Raw genomic sequence first — 4,486 nt, 5'->3', positions numbered from 1 at the left:
TACAATTAAGCAAGTAGAATCAACAGTAAATAGCTACAAAGAAAGCACAAAATAATATTCTAACACACAAAAATAACTACCAAATAGACATTATATATCTACTTGGTAGTTATTCTTTTTTTAAAAAAGTATATCATATATTTTAGTATTATCCTTATATTATAAAATTATTTTTTTTGTGATTCCATTTTAACTTCTGATTCCATTTGCTTTTCTAATTCATGAGTGAATTCTTTTTCAGAATGTTCTTCTTCCTTATATTCCTTATCGAATTCTTCATTCATTTTCTTTCCTAGCTTATCAGCAGCTTTTTCATCTTCTTTATAACATTTACTATTTTCATCAGTAACGTGAAGATCTACTTTAGCTTTTTCTTCAATCTTATTTTTTAAATTTTCAACTTTTTCTGAATGATGTTTTTCATTCTTTTCTAGCTTCTTAGCTTCCTTGTCTAACTTAACTTCTTTTTCTACTTTTTTGATTTCATTTTCTACTTTGCTCATATTACAAAACCCTCCTAAAATAGAAATTCAAAAAGGAATTTCTAATGTATTTTATATAAATATTATAACAACTCATTTCGCAAAAAAACGGACTTTCAAAGAACTTTAATGTATTATATTCTAATTATTTACAAAGTAATAGAATTATTCATTTATTAACATAAATACACAATTATAGAGAATTGTTAAAAGAATATGGCAAAGAAATAGATAAAAAGATATAATAAAATAAGTTTAAAAATAATTTAATACAAGGGGTTGTACAAAATGAACAATAGAAATGAAATAAAAGCAGCAAAGAGAATAGTAATAAAGGTAGGAACATCTACGCTAACTTATGAGAACGGAAATATTAATTTAACTAGAATTGAAAAGTTAGCTAGAGTTATTTCAGATTTAATGAACTCAGGCAAGGAAATTGTACTTGTAACATCAGGAGCTATCGGTGTTGGAAGTAGCAAGTTAAAGCTTAAAGAAAAACCCCAAAGTATTAGAGAAAAACAAGCGGTTGCTGCAATAGGGCAGTGTGAACTCATGCATATATATAGTAAATTCTTTGGTGAGTACAGTCATACTGTAGGCCAAGTACTTTTAACTAGAGATGTTGTTGAAGATGACCATATAAGAAATAATGTATGCAATACATTCAACACATTACTTGAAATGGGCGTAGTTCCAATAGTAAATGAAAATGATACAGTATCAATTGACGAAATAGAGAATATAGTAAAGTTTGGAGATAATGACAATCTATCTGCAATAGTATCATGGCTTAGTAGTGCAGATCTTCTTATTATACTTTCTGATATAGATGGATTTTATAATAAAGATCCAAGAGAGAACGATGATGCAAAATTATTATCAGAAGTTTGTGAAATAACAGAAGAACTAGAGCAAGCAGCTGGTGGTGCTGGATCAAGCTTTGGAACAGGTGGAATGATTACAAAGCTTACAGCGGCAAAAACAGCAAATAAGTATGGAGTTAATATGGTACTAGCAAATGGAAAAGAGCCAAGTATACTACTAAATATAATAAATGGGGAAGAAATAGGTACATTATTTATAAAAGATGAAAAGGGGAATTAAATATGAGTGAGTTAATATTAAAAGGTCAAAAAGCTAAGGAAGCATCATATATTTTAGGTAATTTAAGCACAACTGAAAAAGATAAAGCTTTAGAATGTATGGCAAAAAAGCTTATAGAAAAAAATGATTATATAATAAAAGAAAATGAGAAAGACTTACAAGAAGCAGTTAAAAAGGGAACAAGTAAAGCTATGCTTGATAGACTACTATTAGATAAAGAAAGAATAGAAGGAATGGCAGCAGGACTTAGAGAAGTAATTAATCTTCAAGATCCAGTTGGAGAAGTAATTGGAATGTGGAATAGACCAAATGGACTTCAAATAGGTAAGAAAAGAGTTCCAATGGGTGTGATAGGAATAATATATGAAGCAAGACCAAATGTAACTTGTGATGCGGCAGGACTTTGCTTAAAGACTGGAAATGCAGTAATACTAAGAGGTGGAAAGGAAGCTATAAATTCAAATATAGCTATAATTGAAACTTTAAGAGAAGGCCTTAAAGAAGCAAATCTTCCAGAAGATGCAGTTCAACTAGTTTATGATACAAGCAGGGAAGTTGCAACAGAGATGATGAAATTAAATGATTATATAGATGTATTAATTCCAAGAGGTGGTGCTGGCCTTATTAAGGCAGTAGTTAAAAATGCTACAGTTCCAGTAATAGAGACTGGTACAGGAAATTGCCATATATATATTGATTCAGACTGTGATATTAATATGGCAAAAGATATTGTAGTAAATGCGAAGACATCAAGACCAGCAGTATGTAATGCAGCTGAAAGTCTAGTTATACATGAAGATATAGCAAAGGAAGCACTTCCTGTAATAGTTGCTGCTTTAAGAGAAAAGGGAGTTCTTTTAAAAGGTGATGATAAAGCTTTAGAAATAATAAAAGATATGGATAAAGCTACAGAGGAAGATTTCTATACAGAATTTTTAGATTATATAATGAGTATTAAAATAGTTAAAAATATTGATGAAGCAATAAGTCATATTAATAAATATAATACAGGGCACTCAGAAGCTATAGTTACAAAAAGTTATGAGAACTCACAAAAGTTTATGCAAAGAATTGATGCAGCAGCAGTTTACGTAAATGCATCAACTAGATTTACTGATGGTTCAGAATTTGGATTTGGAGCAGAAATTGGTATAAGTACTCAAAAGCTTCATGCAAGAGGACCTATGGGACTTAAGGAGCTTACAACAATTAAATATATAATATATGGAAATGGACAAATACGATAAAGATAAAGGTGGGGAATATATGAGATTAACAATAAAGAAATTCAATGAGCTTACTACAAAGGAGTTATACACAATTTCTAGAGAAAGATTTGAAGTTTTCGTATGTGAGCAGAAGATAACATGTGAAAATGAGTTTGATAATAGAGATGAAAAAAGTATTCACCTTTATGTAGAAGAAGGGGAAAAATTTGTAGGGTATCTTAGAATATTACCTAAAGGATTAGAGTATGATGATGCACCTGCAATAGGAAGAGTGCTTATAACTAAAGAGTTCAGAAGAAAAGGTATAGCACAAATTATGTTAAGGGCAGCTATAAAATATGTTAAAGAAAACTTTGATGATGACATATTGAAGTTATCAGCACAACAATATGTAAAGAGCCTTTATGAAGAAGTTGGATTTACAGTATGTTCAGAGCCTTATGAGGAAGCTGGAATTCCTCATGTTGAGATGATTTGTAAAATTAAATAATATTGAAAAAAGCCTTAAGGCTCATTGATGAGTCTAAGGCTTTCTTAACAAATATTGGAATAGTAAGCGGAGGTCAGTTCTAAAAAGCTAGTAACTGCCTGCTACTATAAATTATCTGAATATTCAAATAAATTATACTATAAATTAGAAATAAAATCAAATTATATATATATTATTATATTATGATAAATGGAAGAATATGTTATAATAAATTTGGGGTTTATTATAAAAAAATAGATAGGGAGAGTGCGTGGGACATGTTAAGTAAGAAGAAAAGAAGAATGATAGCTTCAGCACTTGTAGTTGGAACATTTTTTACTACTTTATTAGTTGGATGTAGTAAAGAAAAGAAGGTAGATACAAAGCCAGAAGCTAAAGGTTTTCAATGGGAAGTAAAGAAAGATGATAAATCAATGTATCTAATAGGGACGATGCATCCAATAAATACAGATTATGAGTATTTTTCATCAGTAGTAAATAATATTGTGGAAAATACTGATGTATTAGCAGTAGAAATAAATCCATCACAAGATGAAATATTGAAGGCGAATGCTGATGGAGTTTATACTGGTACTAAATCAGTTGAGGACGAGCTTAGTGACAAACAAATAGAAAGTTTAAAGTCAATATGCAAGGAAATTGAAGTAGATTATGAGAAGCTTAAAGTTTTAAAGTCTCATATAATAGTAAATAATTTACAAGCTGTATTATATAGTAAAGCAGATTTAACAATGGAAACTTTTGATGATATGTTAATTGAAAAAAGCTTAAAGGATACAAAGAAAGTTATTCAATTAGAGACAATGGATTTCCAAATGGATTTATTAGATAAGGTAAATGGAATAAATGCATTAAAGCAATTATTAGATGAACATAAGGAAGGTAAGTTCATTGAAAGTGGAAAAGATATTATAGATTACTCGAAAGGACTTATGGAAGGTTATGCAAAAGGTGACACTACAGTTATGGAAGAGGCTATAAAGACTCAAAAAACTAATCCAGAAAGTTATGATCTTATGATTAAAGATAGAAATGAGAACATGGTTAAGAAGATGGAAGAGTATTTTAAGGAAGATAAAACTTATACTATAGCAGTTGGAGCCCTTCACTTCTTTGGGGATGATGGAATAGTTAAGATGATGGAAGATAAGGGATATACAGTTAGTAAAATGGAATAA

The 4,486-nt window shown here is 29.6% G+C and carries 5 protein-coding genes; 4 read left to right on the top strand and 1 reads right to left on the bottom strand.

The features are described 5' to 3' along the window. Window positions 1-167: 167 nt before the first annotated feature. Entirely contained in the window at window positions 168-503 is a 336-nt protein-coding gene (locus RSF37_RS14760; RefSeq protein ID WP_332565141.1) for a hypothetical protein, read from the bottom strand. 267 nt (window positions 504-770) lie between these two features. Between RSF37_RS14760 and proB the strand changes: the two genes are divergently transcribed. The 4 genes from proB (at window position 771) to RSF37_RS14740 (ending at window position 4,486) form a co-directional block, all read left to right on the top strand. Continuing rightward, window positions 771-1,589, top strand: coding sequence for a glutamate 5-kinase (gene proB, locus RSF37_RS14755; RefSeq protein ID WP_332565140.1), 819 nt, complete (start codon window positions 771-773; stop codon window positions 1,587-1,589). A gap of 2 nt (window positions 1,590-1,591) precedes the next feature. Next, window positions 1,592-2,836 carry a glutamate-5-semialdehyde dehydrogenase gene (locus RSF37_RS14750; protein WP_332565139.1) on the top strand — a complete coding sequence of 415 codons (1,245 nt, stop codon included), beginning with the start codon at window positions 1,592-1,594 and terminating at the stop codon, window positions 2,834-2,836. Between the two features lie 19 nt (window positions 2,837-2,855). Further along, the gene (locus tag RSF37_RS14745; RefSeq protein ID WP_332565138.1) at window positions 2,856-3,308 is read left to right on the top strand and encodes a GNAT family N-acetyltransferase; all 453 of its coding nucleotides are present in this window, start codon (window positions 2,856-2,858) and stop codon (window positions 3,306-3,308) included. Window positions 3,309-3,565: 257 nt separating this feature from the next. Further along, window positions 3,566-4,486, top strand: coding sequence for a TraB/GumN family protein (locus tag RSF37_RS14740; protein ID WP_332565137.1), 921 nt, complete (start codon window positions 3,566-3,568; stop codon window positions 4,484-4,486).

This window comes from Clostridium sp. (assembly GCF_036643715.1).
Classification (GTDB): Bacteria; Bacillota; Clostridia; order Clostridiales; family Clostridiaceae; genus Clostridium.
This window is presented reverse-complemented; position numbering and strand designations above follow the sequence as displayed.

What these genes read in the sequence shown, in the direction of transcription:
- RSF37_RS14760 (WP_332565141.1), bottom strand. Translation starts at nt 503, where the DNA reads ATGAGCAAAGTAGAAAATGAAATCAAAAAAGTAGAAAAAGAAGTTAAG.
- RSF37_RS14740 (WP_332565137.1), top strand. Translation starts at nt 3,566, where the DNA reads ATGTTAAGTAAGAAGAAAAGAAGAATGATAGCTTCAGCACTTGTAGTT.
- RSF37_RS14745 (WP_332565138.1), top strand. Translation starts at nt 2,856, where the DNA reads ATGAGATTAACAATAAAGAAATTCAATGAGCTTACTACAAAGGAGTTA.
- RSF37_RS14750 (WP_332565139.1), top strand. Translation starts at nt 1,592, where the DNA reads ATGAGTGAGTTAATATTAAAAGGTCAAAAAGCTAAGGAAGCATCATAT.
- proB (WP_332565140.1), top strand. Translation starts at nt 771, where the DNA reads ATGAACAATAGAAATGAAATAAAAGCAGCAAAGAGAATAGTAATAAAG.